This is a genomic window from Pseudomonas sp. C9-3, from assembly GCF_032392015.1.
Classification (GTDB): domain Bacteria; phylum Pseudomonadota; class Gammaproteobacteria; order Pseudomonadales; family Pseudomonadaceae; genus Pseudomonas; species Pseudomonas nitroreducens.
Genome location: NZ_CP135919.1, coordinates 829,757 through 853,075, shown reverse-complemented (window position 1 = coordinate 853,075; position 23,319 = coordinate 829,757). Strand labels below are relative to the sequence as shown.

The 23,319-nt window shown below is 65.8% G+C and carries 24 protein-coding genes; 5 read left to right on the top strand and 19 right to left on the bottom strand.

What is annotated here, in order from left to right:
• The gene (locus tag RS899_RS03815) at window positions 1–1,104 is read right to left on the bottom strand and encodes an efflux RND transporter periplasmic adaptor subunit (protein WP_054908289.1); all 1,104 of its coding nucleotides are present in this window, start codon (window positions 1,102–1,104) and stop codon (window positions 1–3) included.
• 97 nt (window positions 1,105–1,201) lie between these two features.
• On the opposite strand from RS899_RS03815, the gene RS899_RS03810 reads away from it, so the two are divergent.
• Entirely contained in the window at window positions 1,202–1,834 is a 633-nt protein-coding gene (locus tag RS899_RS03810; RefSeq protein WP_315809130.1) for a TetR/AcrR family transcriptional regulator, read from the top strand.
• 329 nt (window positions 1,835–2,163) lie between these two features.
• On the opposite strand, the gene RS899_RS03805 is transcribed toward RS899_RS03810, so the two are convergent.
• The 8 genes from RS899_RS03805 to ppc all read right to left on the bottom strand — a co-directional run bounded on the left by RS899_RS03805 (window position 2,164) and on the right by ppc (window position 10,166).
• Window positions 2,164–2,946, bottom strand: a complete 783-nt coding sequence (locus RS899_RS03805; protein ID WP_315809129.1) for a class I SAM-dependent methyltransferase — start codon at window positions 2,944–2,946, stop codon at window positions 2,164–2,166.
• Window positions 2,947–3,001: 55 nt separating this feature from the next.
• Window positions 3,002–3,694 (bottom strand): extensin family protein, encoded by a 693-nt coding sequence (locus RS899_RS03800; RefSeq protein WP_240964836.1) that lies wholly within the window; start codon window positions 3,692–3,694, stop codon window positions 3,002–3,004.
• Window positions 3,695–3,697: 3 nt separating this feature from the next.
• A complete protein-coding gene (locus RS899_RS03795) occupies window positions 3,698–4,525 on the bottom strand; it encodes an isocitrate lyase/PEP mutase family protein (protein ID WP_233298194.1) in 828 nt (275 codons plus the stop codon).
• Between the two features lie 73 nt (window positions 4,526–4,598).
• A complete protein-coding gene (locus RS899_RS03790) occupies window positions 4,599–5,456 on the bottom strand; it encodes a DUF72 domain-containing protein (RefSeq protein WP_315809128.1) in 858 nt (285 codons plus the stop codon).
• A gap of 4 nt (window positions 5,457–5,460) precedes the next feature.
• The gene (locus tag RS899_RS03785; RefSeq protein WP_024765660.1) at window positions 5,461–5,805 is read right to left on the bottom strand and encodes a hypothetical protein; all 345 of its coding nucleotides are present in this window, start codon (window positions 5,803–5,805) and stop codon (window positions 5,461–5,463) included.
• 66 nt (window positions 5,806–5,871) lie between these two features.
• Window positions 5,872–6,546 carry a tRNA (adenosine(37)-N6)-threonylcarbamoyltransferase complex dimerization subunit type 1 TsaB gene (gene tsaB / locus RS899_RS03780; protein WP_315809127.1) on the bottom strand — a complete coding sequence of 225 codons (675 nt, stop codon included), beginning with the start codon at window positions 6,544–6,546 and terminating at the stop codon, window positions 5,872–5,874.
• 88 nt (window positions 6,547–6,634) lie between these two features.
• Window positions 6,635–7,282, bottom strand: coding sequence for an adenylate kinase (adk, locus tag RS899_RS03775; RefSeq protein WP_024765662.1), 648 nt, complete (start codon window positions 7,280–7,282; stop codon window positions 6,635–6,637).
• Between the two features lie 247 nt (window positions 7,283–7,529).
• Window positions 7,530–10,166, bottom strand: coding sequence for a phosphoenolpyruvate carboxylase (gene ppc / locus RS899_RS03770; protein ID WP_315809126.1), 2,637 nt, complete (start codon window positions 10,164–10,166; stop codon window positions 7,530–7,532).
• A gap of 207 nt (window positions 10,167–10,373) precedes the next feature.
• Between ppc and RS899_RS03765 the strand changes: the two genes are divergently transcribed.
• On the top strand, window positions 10,374–10,709 hold the full coding sequence (locus RS899_RS03765) for a pilin assembly protein (protein WP_169942789.1): 336 nt from the start codon (window positions 10,374–10,376) through the stop codon (window positions 10,707–10,709).
• A gap of 296 nt (window positions 10,710–11,005) precedes the next feature.
• Here the strand turns inward: RS899_RS03765 and cadR are convergent, their stop codons facing one another.
• Window positions 11,006–11,473 (bottom strand): Cd(II)/Pb(II)-responsive transcriptional regulator, encoded by a 468-nt coding sequence (gene cadR, locus RS899_RS03760; RefSeq protein WP_024765664.1) that lies wholly within the window; start codon window positions 11,471–11,473, stop codon window positions 11,006–11,008.
• 54 nt (window positions 11,474–11,527) lie between these two features.
• Window positions 11,528–11,779 (bottom strand): hypothetical protein, encoded by a 252-nt coding sequence (locus tag RS899_RS03755; RefSeq protein ID WP_315809125.1) that lies wholly within the window; start codon window positions 11,777–11,779, stop codon window positions 11,528–11,530.
• 87 nt (window positions 11,780–11,866) lie between these two features.
• On the opposite strand from RS899_RS03755, the gene RS899_RS03750 reads away from it, so the two are divergent.
• From RS899_RS03750 to RS899_RS03740, 3 genes are all read left to right on the top strand, one after another.
• Entirely contained in the window at window positions 11,867–13,936 is a 2,070-nt protein-coding gene (locus tag RS899_RS03750; protein WP_139092918.1) for a heavy metal translocating P-type ATPase, read from the top strand.
• A 176-nt stretch (window positions 13,937–14,112) separates the two neighbouring features.
• A complete protein-coding gene (locus RS899_RS03745) occupies window positions 14,113–14,523 on the top strand; it encodes a DUF4398 domain-containing protein (protein ID WP_054908281.1) in 411 nt (136 codons plus the stop codon).
• A 37-nt stretch (window positions 14,524–14,560) separates the two neighbouring features.
• Window positions 14,561–15,352, top strand: coding sequence for an OmpA family protein (locus tag RS899_RS03740; RefSeq protein ID WP_054908280.1), 792 nt, complete (start codon window positions 14,561–14,563; stop codon window positions 15,350–15,352).
• Between the two features lie 165 nt (window positions 15,353–15,517).
• Here the strand turns inward: RS899_RS03740 and RS899_RS03735 are convergent, their stop codons facing one another.
• The 8 genes from RS899_RS03735 to prfB all read right to left on the bottom strand — a co-directional run bounded on the left by RS899_RS03735 (window position 15,518) and on the right by prfB (window position 23,255).
• Window positions 15,518–16,027: an O-acetyl-ADP-ribose deacetylase gene (locus RS899_RS03735; RefSeq protein WP_169941011.1), complete on the bottom strand. Its 510-nt coding sequence runs from the start codon at window positions 16,025–16,027 to the stop codon at window positions 15,518–15,520.
• Window positions 16,028–16,065: 38 nt separating this feature from the next.
• Entirely contained in the window at window positions 16,066–16,392 is a 327-nt protein-coding gene (locus tag RS899_RS03730; protein ID WP_054908278.1) for a hypothetical protein, read from the bottom strand.
• Entirely contained in the window at window positions 16,389–17,324 is a 936-nt protein-coding gene (locus RS899_RS03725) for an alpha/beta hydrolase (protein WP_315809124.1), read from the bottom strand. The genes RS899_RS03730 and RS899_RS03725 overlap by 4 nt, the downstream gene beginning before the upstream one ends.
• 149 nt (window positions 17,325–17,473) lie before the next feature.
• The gene (locus RS899_RS03720; RefSeq protein WP_315809123.1) at window positions 17,474–18,778 is read right to left on the bottom strand and encodes a flavohemoglobin expression-modulating QEGLA motif protein; all 1,305 of its coding nucleotides are present in this window, start codon (window positions 18,776–18,778) and stop codon (window positions 17,474–17,476) included.
• Window positions 18,775–19,338, bottom strand: a complete 564-nt coding sequence (locus tag RS899_RS03715; RefSeq protein ID WP_315809122.1) for a hypothetical protein — start codon at window positions 19,336–19,338, stop codon at window positions 18,775–18,777. The genes RS899_RS03720 and RS899_RS03715 overlap by 4 nt, the downstream gene beginning before the upstream one ends.
• Before the next feature lie 107 nt (window positions 19,339–19,445).
• Window positions 19,446–20,162, bottom strand: a complete 717-nt coding sequence (locus RS899_RS03710) for a TetR/AcrR family transcriptional regulator (RefSeq protein ID WP_139092909.1) — start codon at window positions 20,160–20,162, stop codon at window positions 19,446–19,448.
• Window positions 20,163–20,522: 360 nt separating this feature from the next.
• Complete coding sequence (lysS, locus tag RS899_RS03705; protein WP_315809121.1) at window positions 20,523–22,028, bottom strand: lysine--tRNA ligase; 1,506 nt, start codon at window positions 22,026–22,028, stop codon at window positions 20,523–20,525.
• Window positions 22,029–22,159: 131 nt separating this feature from the next.
• Window positions 22,160–23,255, bottom strand: a protein-coding gene (prfB, locus tag RS899_RS03700) for a peptide chain release factor 2 (RefSeq protein WP_139092908.1) whose coding sequence is annotated in 2 segments (ribosomal slippage) — window positions 22,160–23,182 and window positions 23,184–23,255 — 1,095 coding nt in all. Because the reading frame shifts where the segments join, the coding sequence is not laid out codon by codon here.
• Between the last annotated feature and the right edge of the window lie 64 nt (window positions 23,256–23,319).

The window sequence follows — 23,319 nt, the reverse complement described above, 5'->3', positions numbered from 1 at the left end:
TTACTCCTTCGCCACCAGCTTGATCGACCGGTTCTCCCGGTCGACAGGCCGTACCTCCTGCCCTTCACGCAGCACCTGGACACCGGCTGCCACCACCCAGTCGCCATCCTTCAAACCTTCGAGCACCGGCACACGGTCTTCGGCGTAGGGACCGACGCGCACCGGGCGACGGTGCAGGGTGGAAGTCTTCGGATCGACCACCCAGACAAATGGCTGGCCTGCCTCCGAGGTCAGCGCGGCCAGTGGCACCGCCAGCGGCACGGCGCCCTCGGCATGGACGTAGACGCGGGCGCTCTGGCCCAGTTCGGCGGGCACTTTCGGATCGTCGAAGGCAACGCGCGCTGCAAAGGTGCGCGATTGCGGATCGGCCGCCGGCGACAGTTCGCGAATCTTGCCGCTGAAGCGCTTGTCACGCTGCGACCAGAGCTCGACGCTCACTGCTTCACCAACGCGGAAGCGCTCGAAGGCATGTTCGGGGAAGCTGATCAGTACTTCGCGGTCGCCATCGGCGGCCAGGGTGAAGACAGTCTGCCCGGCGGCGACCACCTGCCCCACCTCCACACGGCGCGTGGCGATCACGCCGTCCTGGGGCGAGCGCAATACCGCGTAGCCAGCCTGGTTGCTGGCCACGTCGTATTCGGCGCGAATCTGCTTCACGCGCGCTTCGCCGGCGCGGTAGGTGTTCTCGATGTTGTCGAACTGCGACTGGCTGACCAGCTGACGCTCCAGCAGGGTCTTGTAGCGCGTGTATTCGGAGCGGACGGTCTGCAGGTTGGCTTCGGCTGCCGCCACCTGCGCACGGGTGGCTTCGAGCTGCAGACGAACGTCTTCAGGATCGAGTTCCGCCAGCGGCTGGTCCTTCTTTACCCGCTCGCCGGTTTCCACCAGGCGCTTGCTGACCTTGCCACCAATGCGGAACGCCAACTCCGGCTCGTGGCGGGCATGGACTTCGCCGGGATAGGCTTCGGTGATGTCACGCGCCGGCAGCGGCTGTACCACAATGGCCGGACGCACAGCGGGCTTGGGAGGCTCGCCATTACCGCAGGCAGAAAGGGAAAGGATGAAGGCAGCAGGCAGCGCGACAGACAGAGCATGGCGGAACATGATGTGTGACCTTTCGCAAAACGCGGTTGGAATTCTTATACTCCCCGGTATAGTAAAAATACAGAACCCATCAGTCCAGTATTAGAAATGTAAAATCATGTCGCCATCGAACTCATCGAACGGCCCGGGTCGCCCCAAGGACCCCGCCAAGCGCCAAGCCATTCTCGAGGCCGCCAAGGAGCTGTTCGTCCGCCATGGCTACGACGGCAGCAGCATGGAGGCCATCGCCGCCGAGGCCGGGGTGTCCAAGCTCACCGTGTACAGCCACTTCACGGACAAGGAGACGCTATTCGTCGAAGCCGTGCAGGCCAAGTGTGCGGAGAACCTGCCAGAGCTGTTTGCAGAGCCATCGGCCGATGCGCCGCTGGAAAGCCTGCTGCTGAACCTGGCGCGCGGCTTCAATCAGTTGATCAACAGCCCCGAGGCCATTGCGCTGAGCCGGCTGATGATTGCCCAGGGCGGGCAGAACCCGCATCTGTCACAGCTGTTCTTCGACGCCGGCCCGCAACGCGTGCTGGACCAGATGGAGCGCCTGCTGGAGCAGGCTCGCCAGCAGGGAAAACTGGCGATGGAGAGCCCGCGCCGGGCCGCCGAGCACTTCCTGATGCTGGTGCAGGGCTGCGTGCACTTCCGCCTGATGATCGGTTGCGTGGAGCCGCCGACCGAGGAGGAGTCCGAGGCTCACGCGCAGGAAGTGGTGGCGCTGTTCCTCAAGGCTTTCAGGCCCTGACTCACGCCGGAGTGCCTAGGGAAGAAGCGAGCTTGCTCGCGAACAGGACTTCCCGGCGAGTTCGGCGTTAGGCGGGGTCGCGAGCAAGCTCGCTCCTACAAGAGCATCAGCCCCCGCAGACTGGCCCGCACCGCCGGTGTAACGGACTTCCCTCACCCCAGCCCCCCGCTCCTGAGGGAGAGGGAGCAGGCCGTACCGGCTGACGCCACCGTTTCATCCTGCATCGATCGGTCCCCTCTCCCTCAGGAGCAGGGCGCGTAGCCAGGGTTAGGGTGAGGGCTGGATCGCACGAGGCATTATCAGCCACGAGCAGACCCGCAAATTGGCCGTCAGCCCTTGAGGCTCTTCAGCGGATAGATGTCATAGCGGCTGGACTTGCCTTCCAGGCTGTAGCTGGGCTTCTGCCCCTCGATGATCGGCGCTTTACGCGGGCGCTTGACCACCACCCGGTGGCTGGCCAGCTTCAGCGCCGCATCCAGCAGCGCCGGCGCGTCCAGGTCATCGCCCACCAGCGGGCGGAACAGGCGCATTTCCTTCTTCACCAGCGCGCTCTTGTCGCGGTGCGGGAACATCGGGTCGAGGTAGATCACCTGCGGCGCCTCGCCTTCCCAGGCGGCCATGCGCTCGATCGCATTGCCCTGCAGCAGGCGCATGCGCGCGACGATGGCGCCCACCTCGAAATCCCCCGCCGCACGGGCCAGGCCGTCTTCCAGTAGTGCGGCGATGATCGGTTGGCGCTCGGTCAGGTGCATCTCGCAGCCCAGGGTCGCCAGCACGAAGGCGTCCTTGCCCAGGCCGGCGGTGGCATCCAGCACATGGGGACGCACGCCCTGCTGGATACCCACGGCCTTGGCGATCATCTGCCCGGCGCCGCCGCCGAACTGGCGGCGGTGAGCAGTGGCGCCTTCGAGGAAGTCCACCCGCACCGGGCCGGGCGAGTCCGGCCCCAGTTGCAGCAATTGCAGGCCGTCATCGCCCAGTTGCAGAGCGAAGTCCGCATCCCCCTCGCCCATCGGCAGCCCGAGCCGCTGCGCCCACTGCTCGGCGGACGCCTGCCAGGCAGGCGCCAGGGCCTGGACGACGATGCGCGGCGGAGTGAGGACGTCGGTCATGGCGGGGCGATCCTGGAAAAAACCGCGATTCTACCGCAGCGCGCAGCCGGCGGGCTCAACGGCAGATCTGCCAGCCGCCCAGGTCGAGGTGGAAATGGTCATGGTGGGCGCGGTTGTAGTCCGGTCCCAGCACGGCGTCGAAGTTGCTGCAGGCGCCGTCGCGCACGGCACGCAGGAAGCGAGCGGCATCGCCCTCCCCCGACCAGTCCCTGGCCACGACGATGCGCCGGCCGTCGGCGAGGCGGAAGGCGGCAATGTCCAGCGCGTTGGCACTCGCGTGCTGGCTGCGGCGGGCATCGGCGCGCCCGTAGATGTTGCGGCAGGCAAAGCTGCCCAGGTGCTCCACGCCAACCACCGGCTGGCCGTAGACGGCCCTTGCAGCCGGTTGCAGCGAGTGCCGCTCGAACAGCGCGAAGCTCACCGCCAGCGGGCAACTGGCGAGGAAGCTGCTGCTCAGCTTTACCTCGGCGGCCTGCACGCGCCAGACGTTCTGCAACGGGCAACCGGCGACCGGCTCGCTGTCGGCCATCGGCTGCGCCTTGAGATCAGAACTCTGCAACGCCAGGCGGCACAGGTCGAGTTCGTCACGCAGTCGCCAGAGCTTGTAGCGGGTCAGCAGGTTGGGCTCATCGCGCACATCCAGCGGTGCCCAAGGATTCCAGCGAGCTGGCACGCTCAGCCACTGCTGCTGCACCGATAACGCGAACCCCGCGCAGGCGAGGACGAAAGCGAGCAGCCACCAGCGCAAGCGTCAGCCCCGGAAGAGTCCGTTGATGCGGTCGAAGGGCATGGCGTTGTGCATCGGCTTGAGGTCGCCCTTGGCCAGCGCTTCGGCGCTACTGAAGAAGGCGCCGTAAGCCGCGCGTGCCAGGGTCGAACCGACGCTGACGCGCTTCACCCCCAACGCTGCCAGCTCCTCCAGGCCAAGTTGCACGGCGGGCGAGCCCACCAGCACGTTGACCGGTCGCGGTGCCACGGCGCTTACCACGGCAGCGATTTCCTCGCGAGTCTTCAGGCCCGGCGCGTAGAGCACGTCGGCACCGGCTTCGGCGAAGGCCACCAAGCGGCGGATGGTGTCGTCCAGGTCGGCACGGCCATGCAGGAAGTTCTCCGCCCGCGCCGCCAGGGTGAACGTGAAAGGCAGGGCCCGGGCCGCCTGCACGGCGGCGGTGATGCGCTCGACCGCCAACTCCAGCGGATAGATGGGTGTGTCCGGGCGGCCGGTGGCGTCTTCGATGGAGCCGCCGACCAGCCCGCAGGCGGCAGCCAGGCGGATAGTCTCGGCGCAATCGTCAGGCGTATCGCCGTAGCCATTCTCCAGATCGGCGGCAACCGGCAATGGCGTCGCCTCGATGATCTGCCGCGCATTGGCCAGGGCTTCGTCGCGACTGACGGCGCCTTCGGCGTCGCGGCGTCCCAGCGCGAAAGCCAGCCCGGCGCTGGTGGTCGCGAGGGCTTCGAACCCCAGATGGGCAAGCATCTTCGCCGAGCCGGCATCCCAGGGGTTGGGCAGGACGAACAGGCCCTCGCGCTGGTGCAGCGCACGGAAGGCTTCGCCGCGTTGTTGTTGATGGGTCATGGCTGTCTCCTTGCCGAACGGGAAGGAGCAGGTTAGCCCCCTCGCCCGCTCGCCGCCATGCACAGTTGGGGTGTCAGAGCAGGCCGAGCTGCTCCACTTCCGGCTTCGGCTCGAACAGCGCCGGCAAACCTGGAAGGCGCTCGCGCAGCAAGGCATGGAAGCGCTGCGCCTGTTCGGCGGCGCGGTGGTTGTCCGGCGTGTGGAGGAAAACGTAGGGCGTCAGGCCCTGCTCGATCCACTCGGCCACCTTGCCGACCCAGGGCGCCAGGTGAACGAGATTGGCGTCCAGGTCCGGCCCACCGATGAAGCGCACCTGCGGGCTGTCGCTGAAGGCCGCCGGGCGCACCGGTACCTTGGGCTTCTTCGACTGTGCGTGCAGCACGTCAGGGTCGTCAGACCGGCAGGCAAACAGCGCCCGCGAGTCCAGGCAGATACGTTCTACACCACGATCCAGCAGCAGCCGGTTGAGCGCCCGCTCCTCCTCGCCCTTGGCAAAGAACGCCGGGTGTCGCACCTCGACGGCAAGGCGACGCTCGGCGAAGGCGTCGAGCCAGGCCGCCAGCTCGCCCAGCCGATCCGGTCCGAAACTGGCCGACACCTGCAGCCACAGCGGCGCGACGCGCTTACCCAACGGCTTCAGCAGATCGAGGAAATCCCGCGTGTTCTCCAACTGGCCGCGCAGGTCGCCCTCGTGGCTGATATCGCGGGGCAGCTTGGCGCAGAAGCGGAACGTCTCCGGCATGGTCTGCGCCCAACGCGCGAGGGTATCGGCGTTGGGGCGGGCGTAGAAAGTGGTGTTGCCTTCCACGGCGTTGAACACCTGGGAGTAGAAGCCCAGGGTATCGGCGGGACGCAGGTCAGCGGGATAGAAGGTGCCGCGCCAGGCAGGCTCGTTCCAGGATGGACATCCGAGGAAATACGGCAGCGACATCGAATCAGGCGTAGAGGTCGAGACCGAGGACTTCCTGGCCTTCGTACTGGCCGGCCATGCTGGCGGTGCTGGTGTAGCTGGCCAGCGCCTGGGCAGCACGGGAGCTCAGCGGGCGCTGGTACTCGATGTCTCGCAGGGTCGCCGGCACGCCGTAGCTGCTGGCGCTGGAGGATTCGACGCGGCGGGTCTGCGGCTGCGAGTCCAGCCCCTGGCTCGCCGAGGTCGGCGCGGGTTGGTCGCGGCGGGCTTCGACGTCACTCTGCACATCCCGATACGGCGTGACCGCAGTGCCCGTCCGGGAACCGCGCTCAGGCGTCTGGGATATGGAAGTGAAACCGTCGATACGCATGTCAGAAACTCGGTGGGAATGCGCTCACTCTAGCGAGCGCTCCAGGCTGCGGTCAATTGGCACAGGTCAGGCTTTCTTGGGTGTCGCCACGTTGTCCCGCAGGTAGACGGGCTGCGCGTGCTCTGCGTCAACCGACTCGCCCCGCGCCCAGGCGAATTCGGCCAGGGTCAGCAGGTCTTCGGCGTGCGGCAACAGGCTGGCATCGCAGGCGGCAACCTTCACCGCCAGGCGCTCCTCGAAGCCCCAGCCGGTGCCGGAGCCGAACCACTCGCCCTGGGCATCGCGCGGCAGCTCGACGCGCTCGGGCGGCAGCACCGCCTCGGCGCCGGCCAGACGCATCTCGCCCTGCTCCACGCGGTAGCAACCCCAGTACACCTCATCCATGCGCGCATCGATGGCAGCGGCAACCTGGGCGGCGCCGTGCTCGCGGTGCGCACGCTGGGCCAATACCGCCAGGTCGGAGATCGGCAGCACCGGCTTCTGCAGGGCGAACGCCAGGCCCTGGACTACGCCGATGGCGATACGCACACCGGTGAAGGCGCCGGGGCCGCGGCCGAAGGCGATGGCGTCGACGGCGGACAGCGCGATGCCGGCCTCGCCGAGGATGTCCTGCACCATGGGCAACAGGCGCTGGGCGTGCAGGCGCGGGATCACCTCATGGCGCACGAACCGGCGGCCGTCATGCAGCAGGGCGACGGAACAGGCTTCGGTCGAGGTATCCAGGGCCAGCAGCGAGGGCATGGTGCTTTCCATTAGTCGATAAAAAACGGGCGGGCATTATAAACGCCAAAGGCCCGCATGTGCGGGCCTTTGGCAGACGCGGGAGCGATCAGCTCAGAGCGGCGAGCACCTTGGTGGTGATCTGCTCTACCGAGCCGACACCCTCGACGCGGGTGTACTTCGGGGTGCCTTGGGCGGCGGCCAGCTTCTGGTAGAAATCGACCAGCGGCTTGGTCTGCGAGTGATAGACCGACAGGCGGTGACGCACGGTGGCTTCCTTGTCGTCTTCGCGCTGGATCAGCTCTTCACCGGTCTCATCGTCCTTGCCGGCAACCTTCGGCGGGTTGTGCTCGACGTGGTAGACGCGGCCGGAAGCGGCATGCACACGGCGGCCGGCGATGCGGCTGACGATTTCTTCGTCTTCAACGGCGATCTCGACGACGTTGTCGATGGTGACGCCCGCTTCCTTCATGGCCTCGGCCTGGGGAATGGTGCGCGGGAAGCCATCGAACAGGAAGCCGTTGGCGCAGTCGGGCTGGGCGATACGTTCCTTGACCAGGTTGATGATCAGGTCATCGGAGACCAGACCACCGGCGTCCATCACGCTCTTGGCCTGCAGGCCCAGTTCGGTGCCGGCCTTGACCGCCGCACGCAGCATGTCGCCGGTGGAGATCTGCGGAATGCCGAACTTCTCAGTGATGAAGCGAGCCTGGGTACCTTTGCCGGCACCGGGCGCCCCGAGCAGAATCACACGCATCGATATGCTCCTTAATACTTGTTAAGCGAAATCACGGATCCGCCTCTTGGGGCCAATCTCATCGTGCTGGAATGGCGCAGACATGCGCCGAAAGGTTGCTCACGATACACAGCGGTCCCCTGCCAGACAAGCCGGCCATGGGGACTGCGCGAGCCGGTCCCGGGCGCTTGATGGCACCTGGAACAGCCATCAAATTAATCTCATTTGCCGGCTCGGCAATCCACCTTTGGTGGGGGGTGATGTGCCCTCAACCGGTATTGCGCAGCCCCGCGGCGATCCCGGCGACCGTCACCAGCATGGCCTGCTCCAGACCGCCGCAGGCATCGCCGGTGCAGCGTCGCGAGCGGGCCAGCAGCTCGGCCTGGAGCAGGTGCAGCGGGTCCAGGTAGGTATTGCGCACACCAATGGATTCGCGCGTCTCGGCGGCGTGAGCGAGCAGCTGGGACTGCCCGGTCAGGCCCAGCACCACGCGCACCGACTGCGACAATAGGTCGCGTAAATGCGCACCTAATGGTCGCAGTTCCGATTGCACCAGGCGCTCGTCGTAGAGTTGGGCAATTTCCCGGTCAGCCTTGGCCAGCACCATCTCCAGCATGTCGATGCGGGTGGTGAAGAACGGCCACTCCTTGCGCATACGGGACAATAGCGCGCCCTCGCCACGCTCGATGGCCTTGAACAACGCGTCTTCCCAACCCAGCCAGGCCGGCAGCATCAGGCGCGTCTGGGTCCAGGCGAAGATCCAGGGGATCGCCCGCAGGCTTTCCACCCCGCCCTCGCGTCGTTTGGCCGGGCGGCTGCCCAGCGGCAGGCGGCCCAGCTCCTGCTCCGGCGTGGCCTCGCGGAAGTAGTCGACGAACTGCGGGTTCTCCCGCACCACCGCACGGTAAGCGAGCACGCCATCGGCGGCCAGGCGATCCATCTCCTCGCGCCAGGCCGGCTCTGGCACCGGCGGCGGCTGCAGGGTGGCTTCCAGCACCGCGGCGAGATAAAGGTTGAGGTTCTGCTCGGCGATATCCGGCAGGCCGAACTTGAAGCGAATCATCTCGCCCTGCTCGGTGGTGCGGAAGCGCCCGGCCACCGAGCCCGGCGGCTGCGAGAGGATCGCCGCGTGGGCCGGGCCGCCGCCACGGCCGACGGTGCCGCCACGGCCATGGAACAGCAGCAGCTCGATACCATGGTTGCGGCAGATGTCCACCAGCGCCTCCTGCGCGCGGTACTGCGCCCAGGCCGCCGCCAGGGTACCGGCATCCTTGGCCGAGTCGGAGTAGCCGATCATCACTTCCTGCGGCCCGGCCAGGCGGGTGCGGTAGCTGTCGAGGCTGAGCAGGCGGTCGATGCAGGGGCCGGCGTTGTCGAGATCATCCAGCGTCTCGAACAGCGGCACGACGCGCATCGGCCGCTCTAGGCCGCATTCCTTGAGCAGCAATTGCACGGCGAGCACGTCGGACGGCTGGCCGGCCATGGAGATGACGTAGGAGCCCAGCGACGCTGCCGGCGCCTGCGCCACCACGCGGCAGGTGGCGAGTACTTCGGCGGTCTCGAGGGAAGGTTCGTAGTTCGCCGGCAGCAGCGGGCGACGGCTGGCGAGCTCTTCCAGGAGGAATTCCTGGCGCACGCTTTCGTCCCACTCGGCGTAGTTGCCCAGCCCGAGGTAGTCGGTGATCTCGCTCATCGCCCTGGCGTGGCGCGTGGAATCCTGGCGCACGTCCAGCCGGGCCAGGAACAGGCCGAAGGTGGCGGCGCGGCGCAGGGTATCGAGCAAGGCGCCATCGGCGATCACGCCCATGCCGCAATCGTGCAGCGAGCGGTGGCAGAGTTGCAGTGGTTCAAGCAGCTCTCGATTGTCTTGCAGCACCTCGCTGCCGGGATCTTCGCCGGTATGGATGGCCCGCTCGGCCCACGCACGGGTGGCACGCAGACGTTCGCGCAGTTGCTTGAGCAACGCGCGGTAGGGCTCGGCAAGCTCACCCACTTCGGCGCGCAGTTCTTCGCTGGCCTGCTGCATGGATAGATCAGCAGCCAGGCTGTCCACGTCGCGCAGGTAGAGATCGGCGGCCATCCAGCGCGCCAGCAGCAGGACCTCGCGGGTGATGGCGGCGGTGACATTGGGGTTGCCGTCGCGGTCGCCGCCCATCCAGGAGGCGAAGCGGATCGGCGCTGACTCCAGCGGCAGGCGTTCGCCGAGGGTTTCCTGCAGGGTGCGATCGACATGCCGGAGGAAGTCCGGCAGCGCGTGCCAGAGGGAGTGTTCGATCACCGCGAAGCCCCATTTCGCCTCGTCCACCGGGGTCGGCCGGGTGCGGCGGATTTCGTCAGTGTGCCAGGCCTCGGCGATCAGGCGCTGGAGTTTCTCCTGCACCGCCTGGCGCTCTTCGGGCAACAGGTCGCTGTGGTCACCAGCGGCCAGTTGGCCGGCGATGGCGTCGTACTTCTGGATCAGCGTGCGGCGCGCCACTTCGGTGGGGTGCGCGGTGAGCACCAGTTCGATCTCCAGCTCCGCCACCTGCCGCGCCAGGCCTTCGGCACCCAGGCCGGACTTGCGCAGGCGCCCCAGCAATTCTGTCAGCACGCGGTTCTCGAAGGGCTCCGGCTCCTTCGGCGTGCGGCGACGAATGCGGTGGTACTGCTCGGCGATGTTGGCCAGGTTGAGGAACTGGTTGAAGGCGCGCGCCACCGGCAGCAGTTCGTCCTCGCCCAGGCCGTCGAGGGCCGCGGTGAGCTGCTTGGCGCCTTCGGCCGAGCCTCGCCGCGCGGCCTTGGCACCAGTGCGGATCAGCTCGATCTTGTCGAGGAAGCCCTGCCCGTACTGGGCGCGGATGGTCTGCCCGAGCAGTTCGCCAAGCAGGTGAACGTCCTCGCGCAGGCGCGCATCGATATCCGGCATCGCGGTCTCCTTGGAGTGAGAGCGCCCATTGGGAAGGGCCACGCTGAGAGTTTCACAGTGCCGCCAGGTGTGGCGGCTGACAAGCGCTCGACGAACGCCCGCAGTCATGCTCGGACAACGTCTAGGCTGAAAGTTATCCCCATCGTCGGGAAAACCTGCGGCGGCCTCACGAGGGCCGACCGCCACGTAACGACCCTAGAGGTGAATATGAAGATCCGCGAGCTGGTACGCCATTGGGAACAGAACGCCAGGGGGCGCATGACCAACCACCAGTACAGCATTCCGCTGGACGTCGAGACCGCCGCGCGTCTGGCCGCGCTGCACGACATGTACCCCAAGCGCAGCGTCGAGGAACTGCTGGGGGAACTGGTCAGCGCGGCGCTGGAGGAGCTGGAGGCGAGCTTCCCCTACGTGCAGGGAAACAAGGTGGTGGCCCAGGACGAACAGGGCGACCCGATCTACGAGGACACCGGCCCAACGCCGCGCTTCCTGGCGCTGTCACGCAAGTACCTGCATGAGCTGACGGAGGCGGAGCACTCCTGAAACCCAGCGCCCTGGAGTTTTCCGGGGTGCTGGATTCTATTTGTTGGAGCGAGCTTGCTCGGGAACAGGCCTGCCGGCAGCTCCAGCGCTGGGCGGGTTCGCGAGGAAGAACTAGGCGTCCCCCTCGCTCCTACATAAAAGCGGTGCCAACTGTCCGTTCCTACGCATGGCCTCGGATCAACAAATTGGCCCAGTAGGGCGCATGCCCCGGGACAGGTTATGCGCCAGCCGGCGCTCAATGGCGGATAACGCTGACGCGTTATCCGCCCTACGAATTCTCGAGCCCGACAATACGATCAATGCCGGCCATGCACGCCTGGCACATGCAAATGCCCCGCCTCGGCGCACGCATCGGGAATCACCGAAGGCTCCGCCGGCTGTTCCAGCTCGCGCAAGATGCCGCAATCCACGCTGCTGCCCTCGCCCTGGCACTGCGCGCGCAGGTCGCGCAATTGCTGGCTGAGCGACTGCAGTTCGGCGATGCGCACCTCGACGTGGTGCAGGTGCTCGTCGATCAGCCGATTGGCGGTACCGCAGTCAGACTCGGGGCGGTCGCGCAGGCCAAGGAGGATGCGGATTTCCTCCTGGGTCATGTCCAGCGAACGGCAATGGCGGATGAACGACAGCCGCTCGACGTGGCTGGCGTCGTACTGGCGGTAGTTGCCCTCGCTGCGCGACGGCGCGGGCAGCAGGCCTTCGCGCTCGTAATAGCGGATGGTTTCCACTGGGCAGCCGGTCAGTTTCGCCAGTTCACCGATCTTCATTTTCGACTCCTCGCCAGCAGGTGCTTGACTCTGTAGTTGCTACAGGGTGTGCAATCAGCAGCAACTCGTCAAACAGGAACGGATGACATGACTGCCAATCGCCAGGGCCCGATCATCCACGGTCCCGCTCCAATCCAGGATCAGCACCGCGAACAGGAAGCCGCCGGCTGCTGCGGCTGCGACAAAGGCGCGCTGCTGCGCGCTCCGGCCGCCGAACCTGCCCCGCACGCTCACGACCATGCCCACGATCACGATCACGATCACGATCACGATCACGATCACGATCACGATCACGATCATCAGCATGAGCGTATCGATCCCGCGCAAGCGGCAAGCGCCGTGGCAGGAGCTGCGGCTGGCGAGCTGCGCTGGACCAGCCTGCGCATCGAGGCCATGGACTGCCCCACCGAGGAACGCCTGCTGCGCGACGCACTGGGCCGCGTGCCGGCGGTGGAGGACCTCGACTTCAACCTGATGCAGCGCCTGCTGCGCGTGCAGCACCGTTTCGACAGCATCGAGCCGCTGCAGAAGCTGGTGGCCTCACTCGGCATGCAGGCCGAGCCCGTGGACGAAAACGCTCCTGCGCCCGCACAACCCGCCCAGCAGAAACCCTGGTGGCCGCTGGCGCTGGCCGGTGTCGCGGCGGCGGGTGCGGAGTTCTTCGAGTGGTTCGCCATCGGCCCGCACTGGCTGGTGGCGGTGCTGGCCATCGCGGCGATCCTTGGCGCCGGCCTGCCGACCTACCGCAAGGGCTGGATCGCCCTGAAGAACCGCAACCTCAACATCAATGCCCTGATGAGCATCGCCGTGACCGGCGCCATGCTGATCGGCCAGTGGCCGGAAGCGGCCATGGTCGCCGTGCTGTTCGCCATCGCCGAGCTGATCGAGGCCAAATCGCTGGACCGCGCACGCAACGCCATTCGCGGCCTCCTGCAACTCGCCCCGGAGCAGGCCACGGTGCTGGTCGACGGCCAGTGGCAGGAGCTGCCGGCCAAGACAGTGACGCTCGATGCCCGCGTGCGGGTGCGCCCGGGCGAGCGCATCGCCCTGGACGGCGAGGTGCTCGACGGCCGCTCCAGCGTCAACCAGGCGCCCATCACCGGTGAAAGCCTGCCGGTGGAAAAACAGGCCGGCGACACCCTGTTCGCCGGCACCATCAACGGTGAAAGCGCGCTCGAATACCGCGTCACCCGTGTCGCCGACGACAGCACCCTGGCACGCATCATCCATGCGGTGGAAGAAGCCCAGGGCTCGCGCGCGCCGACCCAGCGCTTCGTCGACCAGTTTTCGCGCATCTACACCCCGGCGGTATTCCTCATCGCCATCGCCACTGCGCTGCTGCCGCCGCTGTTCTTCGGCGGCGCCTGGCTCGACTGGGTCTACCGCGCATTGGTGCTGCTGGTGATCGCCTGCCCGTGCGCCCTGGTCATCTCTACTCCGGTGACCATCGTCAGTGGCCTGTCGGCGGCGGCTCGCCTGGGTATCCTGATCAAGGGCGGGGTGTTCCTGGAAATGGGTCGTTCGTTGAGCTGGATCGCCCTCGACAAGACCGGCACGCTCACCGAAGGTCGCCCGCGCCAGACCGATTTCACCGCCCTGCGGGAAACCACCGCTGGCGACGTTCGCGCGCTGGCCGCCAGCCTTGCGGCGCGTTCGGACCACCCGGTCTCGCACGCCGTGGCACAGGCTGCCGAGGCGGACGACATTGCGCTGTACAGCGTCGGCGAGCTGACTGCCCTGCCCGGCCGCGGCGTGAAAGGCGAGATAGACGGGCGAACCTACCACCTGGGCAACCACCGCCTGGTGGAGGAGCTGGAGCTGTGCTCGCAGGAACTGGAGGCGCGCCTCGACGCCCTGGAACAACAGGGCAAGACGGTCATCGTGCTGCTCGATAGCGAGGGCCCGCTGGCACTGTTCGCCGTGGCCGACGGCGTCAAGGAGACCAGCCGCGAAGCCATCGCCCAGTTGCACGCGCTGGGCGTGAAGACGCTGATGCTGACCGGCGACAACCCGCACACCGCCAACGCCATCGGCGCCCAGGTGGGCATCGATGAAGCACTGGGCAACCTGCTGCCCGAGGACAAGCTGCGCGAGGTAAAGCAGCGCCAGGAAGGTGGCCAGCGCGTCGGCATGGTCGGCGACGGCATCAACGACGCTCCCGCCCTGGCCCGCGCCGACATCGGTTTTGCCATGGGCGCGGCGGGCACCGATACCGCCATCGAAACAGCCGGCGTCGCGCTGATGGACGATGACCTGCGCAAGCTGCCGTCCTTCATACGCCTGTCGCGCCAGACCCATCGCGTGCTGATACAGAACATCACCCTCGCGCTGGGCATCAAGGCGGTGTTCCTCGCCCTCACCCTGGCCGGCGAAGGAACCCTGTGGATGGCGGTCTTCGCCGACATGGGTGCCAGCCTGCTGGTGGTGTTCAACGGTCTGAGATTGCTGCGTCATCGCGGCTGATCCCAGTGGATCGTCACCAATGCCCGCCAATACGGCGGGCATTTTTTTTGAACCCCCTGACAAAACCCTTAGTCCCCTAATCAGATGCCCACGAAGCCGCAGACCAGCGTGGCAGGCATCCACCGGCACTCGAATCGCCGAGGGAACCCCTTACCAAACGTCAGAGGATTCACCCAATGGAACTGAAATCTCAGAGCGCTCGAACCGTCCCGACCGCCTCCACCTGCGCCTCCCTGCGCCTCAGCCTGCTCGCCCTTGGCAGCGCCGTGCTGCTGGCTGGCTGCGCCGGCAACCCGCCCAGCGAACAGATGGCCGTCACTGAATCGGCGGTGAACGCCGCCGTCAGCTCCGGTGGACCGGAATTCGCCCCGGTCGAAACCAAGAATGCCCAGGACAAACTCGCCCAGGCGCGCATCGCCCTGAACGACAAGGAATACGACCAGGCCAAGCGCCTGGCACAGCAGGCCGAATGGGACGCTCGCGTGGCAGAGCGCAAGTCGCAGGCCGTGAAGGCGCAGAACAACGTCAAGGACGCCCAGCAGGGCGTGATGGAGCTGCGTCAGGAAGGCCTGCAGCAGGCCCAGTGATCCCGCCCCTACGTCCGGTCATATAAGGAATTCCGACATGAACAAGCTCATCGTACTGCCCGCCATCTCGACCCTCGCCCTGGCCCTGGCCGCGTGCTCGACGCCGCCCAACGCCAACCTGGAGAAAGCCCGCAGCGACTTCCAGGCGCTGCAGGCTGAACCCCAGGCCACCCAGCAGGCCGCGCTGGAAACCAAGGACGCCGGTGACTGGCTGGCCAAGACCGACAAGGCCTACCGCGACGGCGCCGACCAGAAGGACGTCGACCAGATGGCCTACCTGACCCAGCAGCGCATTGAGCTGGCCAACCAGACGGTGGCCCTGCGCAACGCCGAGGACCAGATGAAGAACACCTCGGCCCAGCGCGCCCAGGCCCGCCTGGATGCCCGTACCGCACAGCTGAACAAGCTCAAGGGCGAGCTGAACGCCAAGCAGACCTCACGCGGAACCATGGTGTCTTTCGGTGACGTGCTGTTCGATCTCGACCGCGCCGAGCTGAAGTCCGGCGCCATGAGCAATGTGCAGAACCTCGCCGGCTACCTGCAGCAGAACCCGGAACGCAAGGTCATCGTCGAGGGCTACACCGACAGCAGCGGCTCGTCCTCCTACAACCAGGGGCTTTCCGAGCGCCGCGCCGACGCTATTCGCCTGGCCCTGCTGAGCCAGGGAGTCACGCCCGATCGCGTCGTATCCCGCGGTTACGGCAAGGAGTATCCGGTGTCGAGCAACGCGACCCCGGCCGGCCGCGCCATGAACCGTCGCGTCGAGGTCACCATTTCCAATGACGCCAACCCGGTGCAACCGCGCTCGGCGGTGAGCGGCACTTATTGATCCTTCGGGATACAGCGCTCTTGTAGGATGGCGTGGAGCGAAGCGATACCCATCGATCACTGCACCTGCAGCATGGGTATCGCTCCGCTCCACCCATCCTACGACCTGCGTTTCCTGTTGGAGCGGGCCACGCCCGCGCCCATGGGCGTTTATTCAGGCCAGCGCTCAGCCCAACAGGCGCCGGTACAGCTCGGCCATCTCGGCCGAGAAAGGCACCAGCACCAATTCCTTCAGCGAACTTCCTTCACCGCGCAGACGACGCAGTTCGTCCACGGCAACCTGCGCCGCGGCTTCGGCGGGATAACCGTAGATACCTGTACTGATGGCGGGAAAGGCGATGCTGGCGAGGCCGTTGTCTTCGGCCAGTTGCAGGCTGTTGCGGTAGCACTGGGCGAGCAGCTCGGGCTCGCCGTGCTCACCACCGCGCCAGACGGGCCCGACAGTGTGGATGACGAAGCGCGCCGGCAGGCGGAAGCCAGGAGTGATCTTCGCCTGGCCAGTCTTGCAGCCACCCAGCGGGCGGCACGCGTGGACCAGCTCCGGGCCGGCCGCACGGTGAATGGCGCCGTCGACACCTCCACCGCCCAGCAGCGAACTGTTGGCGGCATTGACGATGGCGTCGACGTCGAGTCGAGTGATGTCGCCCTGCCAGACGCGGATTTCGGGGTGGCTCATGATGCTTGCTCCCTGCCTCTGCGACGGCGGGCCCGTCGTCATTTGACCTCTTGCGGGGTCTCTTCACCCATGCAGCGCACGGCGCGCTTGCGGCCATCGACCAGCACACCGGTCAGGCCCTTCTGGGTCATGTCGAACATCACCAGCACGCCATCGATGCACTGCGCCTGCTGGTCGGCCGGGTCCAGGGAGAGCTTGGTGCTGTCCTGGCCGGGAATGCTCTTGAGCATGGTGAACTGGGTCAGTTCCAGCGCGTCCTCGGGCTTGGCGAAGTGCAGGTAGCCGTAATACCAGAGCGTGCCAACCGAGACGAAGATGGTGGCGATGACAGTGAGGATGTAGGAGATCGGATTGCGGTCGTTCATGGGGTGCCTTGTTGTTTCGGGTCCGCCTGCGATTCCTGTGGCTTCGCCGGAGAGGGAGAGTTCGGGACTTCGGCCAACCGGCGCAGGCCGGTGAAGTGCTGCGGATCGTCAAGGAAGCGCAGCATCACTTCGCGCCACACCGGCTCCCCGAAGGTTTCCACGTGATTGCCGCGTGTCAGCTGGAAGACCTTGGGCGGCGGCGCGGCCTTGTAGAGGGTCAGGCCGTTGTCCAGGGGCACAATGGTATCGTCGATGCTGTGGAAGAACAGCACGGGTGCGCCAGAAAGTCGCGGCATGGAGCGGATCGCGCTGTCACCGTCGGGCACCAGCCAGGACAGCGGCACCTGCAGCGGCCAGGTCAGCCAACTGGTGCTCAGGGTGTATTGCGCCACATCGCGGTAACTGGCCGGCACGCCATCGAGCACCACGGCATTCAACTTCTTCTGCCGCTCAGGGTGCATGCTCAGGTAATGCACCGCCATGGCGCCGCCCAGGCTCTGGCCCAGCAGGATCACCGGTTTGCCCTGCACCTCCGGTGCCTTGTCCAGCCAGGCGAAGGCGGCGTCGATGTCCTGGTAGATTGCCGGCAGGCTAGGCTCGCCCTCGGACTTGCCGTAACCGCGGTAATCCAGCATCAGCACCTGGTAGCCCTGCTCCGGCAGCCAGTACGCGCCGCCCAGGTGCCACGCCATGTTGCCGCCATTGCCGTGCAGGTGCAGCACGGTTCCCTTGACCGGCACGCCCGCTTTCGCCGGCAGCCACCAGCCGGCGAGCTTCACGCCATCGGCAGTGGTGAACGTGACGTCGCGGAACTCCAGTTTGGCCCGCGCGGGCGTGATGGCGACGTCATCGCTGGGGTAGAACAGCAGGGAGCTGCAACCGCTGAGGGCTACCAGCACTGCCAGCGCGGCGGCCTTGAAGCATCGGATCATCGGCAAGTCATCCTTGGGAGCTTCCTTCAAATGGATCAGCAATGGCGCGCTAGCAAAGCCCCTCTCTCCCGCCCTCTCCCTTCGGAGCGGGGTGCGTAGCCAGGGTTAGGGAGAGGGCGTGTCCAGCCGCACGCCATGCCGTCCAATCGTTAGAGGATATTGGCGTAGTCCGCCTCGATGCGGTCGAGGCTTAGGTGGTTGAGGAAGTTCGAGAAGCACATCCACGCCGACAGTGCGTTGAGGTCGCGGAACTGCGGCGGCAGGTACTTGGGCGGCACCACCAGGCCCTCGTCCACCAGTTGGCGCAGGGTGCGCATGTCTTCCAGGGTGGCCTTGCCGCAGAACAGCAGCGGGATCTGCTCCAGCTTGCCCTTGCGCACGGCGAGCTGGATGTAGTTGTAGATCAGGATGAAACCCTTGAGGTACGACAGGTCCTTGGTGAACGGCAGGCCCGAAGGCGTCGAACCGCGGAACACCCGACTGGCGTTCTGGTAACTGCTTTCCGCGCTGTAGTTCTGCTCGCGGTAGAAGTTGAACACTTCCAGGAAGTCCGCGCCCTCCTCCGCCATGTGGATAGCACGGGTGCGGTTGGTGAGCTTGCGCAGGCGCGTCGGGTAGGAGGCGAAGGCGATCACTTCCATCAGGATCGCCAGGCCTTCCTGGGTCACGGTGGACGACGGCGGGCCCTTGGCGAGGAAGGTGCAGATCGGCTGGTTGAGGCCGTTGAGCGTGGTGCCGACGTGCACCAGGCCTTCGTGGACTTCCAGCGCGCGCACGTCGCGCTCGTTGAACATCGCGTCGGCGCGCACCTTGATGTAATCGGCGCCAGCCGCCGCATCAGCGACGATGCCATCGGACTCGAAGACCCGAATGGTGTCTTCCTTGCCGTCGAACACCTTGTTCAGGCGCTCCTGCAGCATCCTCACCGCGTCGCTGGCGGTCAGCGTCTTCGGCTCGTCCTTGAGGTCGCCGCGGTCGGCGATGTTGTTCAGGTAGTCCGAGAGCATCAGGCCCAGATCCGCCAGGGTCGGATCACCGGCATGGAAGGCGTCAGACGCCGAGCCGTAGAGTTCCTGGGAGATCAGACCGAAGTCCTGCGTGCCGCGTGCTTCGAGCATGCGGATGACCATGCGGTATTCCTTGCACATGCGCCGCATGATCTGGCCGACCGGGTTGAACTGTCCCAGGTGGCGGGTGATGTCACGCTCGATGTTCTGGAATTCCTGCTTCTTCGCGCTGCTGTCGAAGGACAGCGGTCGACCGTCGTAGTAGGCGCGGTCGACCTTGGGCGCATGCTTGCCGCGGCCCTTGAGGAAGTCGTCGCGGATGCCGTCGTCCCACTTGATGGCGTCGAGCACGCGGATCGGCGTCTGCGCCTCGACGATGCGGTCGGACAGACCGCGGATGATCTGCTGGTATTCGTTGGGCGTGGACTTCTTGCGCCGTGGGGTCATTGCTGTTCTCCCGGGGTCACGCGCGAAAAGCGCAGCGCTTCGACGAACACGTCGGAATTGGCCGGATCGTTCAGGTAGGCGATGACGTCGGCCAGCGGGCTGCTCACCAGCGCACCGGCACCCTGCTCGGTGTCGACCTTCTCGCCCTTGAGCGCGCCTTCCTTCATGTCCTGCAGGATATGGTCGACATCCAGGTTATAGATCACCAGTTCGTCCTTGTCGGTGATCTCGAAGCCGGCCAGGGCGAAGTTGCCGCCCATGCTCTTCGGCAACCCGGCCGAGAGGTACCAGCGACTGCCGTGATGGGCGACGGTGAAGCCGAAGTCCTCGACACTGTCGGTGTTGTCCTTGCTGTCGACGTAGCTGAGCGCACGGTAGAGGTTGGAGCCGGAGCGGGTGACCTCGAGGAACTGCTCCTCGCCGTACTCGTCCACACGCGACCACTGGCCCAGCAGGTGAGCCGGCGCGGGCTCGTTGGCCGGAATCGGGTCCTTGAACGTCACCAGACAGCCACTGAGCAGGCAGATGCTCAACAGCAGCAGTGCACGCCAGACTTTCATCACGCCCTCCTTAGGTCCGGATGCCCTTTCATGCGATACGCGCAGGCGTCCGGAGTTCCGACACGAAAACCCCGCCGGCCGGCGGGGTTGGAATGCAGCAGTTGGCGCTACAGGCCCATCACCAGGTCGAGGTAGCGGCTAAGGATGGCACGCATTTCCTCGATCTGCAGGTGGTCGGCGCCGTCCAGCAGGCCCTGATACTCCATCTGCAGGATGATGGCCGTCAACACCCGGGCATCCTGCTCGGGCTGCTTTGAACCGAGCACTTCGAAGAAATGCACCACGCCCAGGGACAGAATTCGCCGGTGGCGCTGCGCCAGATCGCTGAGGCTGGGGTTGAGCAGCGCCTCCTGGCGGAAGGCCTGTTCGGCCAGCAGATGCTCGCGGCGCTCGTTGAGCTGGACCATCACGTACTGGATCGCCAGCTCGACGATATTCGCGGTCAGTTCGCGGCGCGCCTGCGGGTCGTCCTGGGCGAGACCGGCGGCCATGGCCTGGAGGTCACCCTCGACGCTGCCCCAGAAGGTCGACAGGGCTTCGGCGCTGCGTTCGACGAAGAGCGCGAAGGTATCGGTGATGAGGTCCTGGATGTCCTTGAAGTAGTAGGTGGTGGCCGACAGCGGCACGCCGGCCTCGGCGGCCACGGCACGGTGGCGTACGGCGCGGACGCCATCGCGCACGATGATCCGCAGCGCGGCGTCGAGGATCGCCTGGCGGCGCTGCTCGCTGCCTTGGCGGCTGGCCTTGCGGCCCTGGTATTTGACACTTTCGGCGATGGCGCTGGCGACTTGCGCGGCACTGTCTCGCGGGGACACTGGGGTCACGGGCATTACCTCCGACGGCGCGGCCTGATGGCGCATTGTTCGAGCTTTTCTGTGGGAAAACAATCGCCGCCATGTGGCTGCGACACCGGCGCACGAAGCAGGCCGCGAGGCAGAGCAGGCGGCAGGGAGTCAGGCCTGGGTGTATGACGTGCCACATAGCGCACGAGCCACGGGAATGACCTGCATTTCGTCGGATGGTATACCGCCAGGATCCCAGGCATCTGCAGGAGCAAGCTGGCTCGCGAACGGGCTGCCCGGCAGCACCGACACGCAACGGTTCGCGAGCAGGCTCGCTCCTGCGAATAACAACGGAAACGAAAAAGGCCGCCCGAGGGCGGCCTTTCTTTCCAGTTCCTGCGCTTACGCCTGCGGGCGCATGTGCGGGAACAGGATGACGTCGCGGATCGACGGCGAGTTGGTCAGCAGCATCACCAGGCGGTCGATACCGATACCTTCGCCGGCGGTGGGCGGCATGCCGTATTCCAGCGCGTTGACGAAGTCGGCGTCGTAGTGCATCGCCTCGTCGTCACCAGCGTCCTTCTCCTTCACCTGCAGCATGAAGCGCTCGGCCTGGTCTTCGGCGTCGTTGAGCTCGGAGTAGGCGTTGGCGATCTCGCGGCCACCGATGAACAGTTCGAAGCGATCGGTGACGCTCGGGTCGTTGTCGTTGCGGCGCGCCAGCGGGGAGACTTCGAACGGATACTGGGTGATGAAGTGCGGCTGCTCCAGCTTGTGCTCGACCAGCTCTTCGAAAATCATCACCTGCAGCTTGCCCAGGCCTTCGTGGCCGAGGACCTTGGCGCCGGCCTTCTTGGCGATGGCGCGGGCCTTCTCGAGGTCGGTCAGGTCAGCCGCGGTCAGTTCCGGGTTGTACTTGAGGATGGCATCGAACACGGACAGGCGGGCGAACGGCTCGCCGAAGTGGAAGACCTTGTCGCCGTAGGGCACGTCGGTGCTGCCGAGCACGGCCTGGGCCAGCTCGCGGAACAGCTCTTCGGTCAGGTCCATGTTGTCTTCGTAGTCGGCGTAGGCCTGGTAGAACTCGAGCATGGTGAACTCGGGGTTGTGCCGGGTCGAAACGCCTTCGTTACGGAAGTTGCGGTTGATCTCGAAGACCTTCTCGAAGCCACCGACCACCAGGCGCTTGAGGTACAGCTCCGGGGCGATACGCAGGAACATGGCCATGTCCAGCGCGTTGTGGTGGGTTTCGAAGGGCTTGGCCGCCGCGCCGCCAGGGATGGTCTGCAGCATCGGGGTTTCCACTTCGAGGAAGCCGCGATCGGAGAGGAAGCGACGGATGTGGGCGATGACCTGCGAACGCACGCGGAAGGTGTAGCGGGTTTCCTCGTTGACGATCAGGTCGACGTAGCGCTGGCGGTAGCGCTGCTCGGTGTCGGTCAGGCCGTGGTGCTTGTCCGGCAGCGGGCGCAGGGACTTGGTCAGCAGGCGCACGCTGGTCATCTCGACGTAGAGGTCGCCCTTGCCGGAACGGGCCAGGGTGCCTTCGGCGCCGATGATGTCACCCAGGTCCCAGGTCTTGATCTCGGCCAGGGTTTCTTCCGGCAGGGTCTTGCGGTTCACGTAGGCCTGAAGGCGGCCACTGCTGTCCTGCAGGACGATGAACGAACCACGGTTGAGCATGATGCGACCGGCGACCTTGACCGGGATAGCGGCTGCTTCCAGCTCTTCCTTGGTCTTGTCGGCGTACTGTTTCTGCAGGTCCGCGAAGTAGTCGGCGCGGCGGAAGTCGTTGGGGAAGGCAATGGCCTTGGCCTCACGCACGGCGGCAAGCTTTTCCTTGCGCTGGGCGATCAGCTTGTTTTCTTCCTGTTGCAGTTCGGTCTGGTCGAGTTGTTGGTCGCTCATGGTCGTCTATCTGCCTGGCGTCGGTTCATTCAATTTGGGGAAATTATTGTAGGAGCGAGATTGCTCGCGAAGCTCTTCGGCGGGTTCGCGAGCAAGGGCTAGGCGCCCCCCTCGCTCCTACACAGTACGGATCAGAGGCCCTGTTTCAGGCTGGCCTCGAGATACTCGTTGAGGTCGCCGTCGAGCACCTTGTCGCAATCGCTGCGCTCCACGCCGGTACGCAGGTCCTTGATGCGCGACTGGTCGAGCACGTAGGAACGGATCTGGTGGCCCCAGCCGATATCGGACTTGGTGTCTTCCAGCGCCTGCGAGGCGGCGGTGCGCTTCTGCATCTCCTGCTCGTACAACCGGGCCCGCAGCATCTTCATGGCGGTGTCCTTGTTGGCGTGCTGGGAGCGTTCGTTCTGGCACGCTACCACGGTGTTGGTCGGTACGTGGGTGATACGCACCGCGGAGTCGGTGGTGTTCACGTGCTGACCGCCCGCGCCGGAGGAGCGGTAGGTGTCGATGCGCAGGTCGGCCGGGTTGATCTCGATCTCGATGTTGTCGTCGATTTCCGGCGAGACGAACACCGCGGTGAACGAGGTGTGGCGACGGTTGCCGGAGTCGAACGGGCTCTTGCGCACCAGGCGGTGCACGCCGATCTCGGTGCGCAGCCAGCCGAAGGCGTACTCGCCCTTGATATGCACGGTGGCGCCCTTGATGCCGGCGACTTCGCCCTCGGACAGCTCGACGATCTCGGCATCGAAGCCGTTCTTGTCAGCCCAGCGCAGGTACATGCGCAGCAGCATGTTGGCCCAGTCCTGGGCTTCGGTGCCGCCAGAGCCGGCCTGGATGTCCAGGTAGGCGTTGTTGGGGTCCATCTCGCCGCTGAACATGCGGCGGAACTCGAGCTTCTCGAGGATTTCGCGCAGGCGCTGAACTTCGGCTTCGACGTCGCCGACGGCGCCTTCGTCATTCTCCTCGACCGCCATGTCGAGCAGGTCGCGGGAGTCGGCCAGACCGCCGGTGAGCTCGTCGAGGGTCTCGACGATCTGCGCCAGCATGGCGCGCTCGCGGCCCAGGTTCTGGGCGTATTCGGGCTTGTTCCAGACCGCCGGGTCTTCCAGCTCGCGGTTTACTTCGATCAGACGATCATGTTTCAGATCGTAGTCAAAGATACCCCCGAATCGACTGGGTGCGGTCGGTGAGGTCCTTGATGCTGTTGAGGATCGGTTGGATTTCCATGGCGGGCATCTCTCACGGGTAAAGGGCGTAGAAAAGCCGGCAAGTATACGTGATTTTTCGCCAC